General features: G+C 68.8%; 1 protein-coding gene. It reads right to left on the reverse strand.

Annotation, left to right across the window (positions count from 1 at the left end; all coding sequences use genetic code 11):
• The coding region (locus AB0I69_RS48755; protein ID WP_363102320.1) for an IS630 family transposase at nt 1-922 on the reverse strand (922 nt) is incomplete at its 3' end.
• Nucleotides 923-1,009: the final 87 nt, after the last annotated feature.

The raw sequence follows: 1,009 nt of genomic DNA on the forward strand, positions 1-1,009 counted from the left end.
GGCCGAAGTGGGCCTCGATGGGGTTTGCCCAGGAGGCGTAGGTCGGGGTGAAGCACAGCTCGACCTTGTTCTTCTTCGCCCAGCGGCGGATGTCGGTGCCCTTGTGGGCGGACAGGTTGTCCATGATCACGTAGATCGGGGCGCCGTCCGGGCGGGCAGCGCGGATCGATTTCAGCGCGGCCAATGTGTTCATGGCGCCCTTCTTGCGGCGGTTCACGCCCCATAACGTGTCGTCGCCGACCGAGTAGCAGCCGTGGAAATACCGGACTCCGTGGGTGCGGTGGTAGGTGGCCGGCAGCCGGTCGGGCCGGGTCTGTTCGGCCCAGCAGTTGCCGCCGGTGGGCCGGATCCCGAGCGGGCCGAACTCGTCGAAGGCGAAGACCCGGTCCGGGAAGCGGTCCAGGACGTGCTCGATGCGGTCGAGCTTGGGGTCGCGCTCGGGGTCCGGGGACTCCTTCCAGGTCTTGGTGCGCTGGAAGGTGATGCCGCGGCGGGCGAGCAGGCACCGTAATGCCTCGCGGCCGATGCGGATCACCCGGCCGTGGACTTTGCGCAGGTAGGCGACGAGCTTGCGCAGTGACCAGCGGGTGAAGGGCTGGCCGAGCTTGACCGGGCGGGTGGTGGCCGTCGCGATGACGAAGTCCTCGTCGTCATCGCTGAGTTGGCGGGGACGGCCTCCCGCCCATTGAGGGTCCAGGCAGGCCAGGCCGATCTCGTTGAAGCGGTGGATCACATCCCGGACGGTGTCCTCGTCGGCCGCCACGAGTTGGGCGATCACCGGCACCCGGTTCCCGCCGGCCGAGGCCAGCAGCATCATCGCGCGCCGGTAGCGCACCGTGCTGGTGCTGCCGCGGCGCACGATCTGCTGCAGCTTCTGCCCCTCCTGGTCGGTCAGTCTGCGCACACGCACAGGCTCGGCCACCGCACCTCCAGCGATCGGATCGGACGTCACCGCACATCCAACCGCCACGACCACCAACCCGGCCAACCGATGCGGTCACAGCACTAG

It is taken from the genome of Streptomyces sp. NPDC050508 (genome assembly GCF_040655155.1).
Classification (GTDB): Bacteria; Actinomycetota; Actinomycetes; order Streptomycetales; family Streptomycetaceae; genus Streptomyces.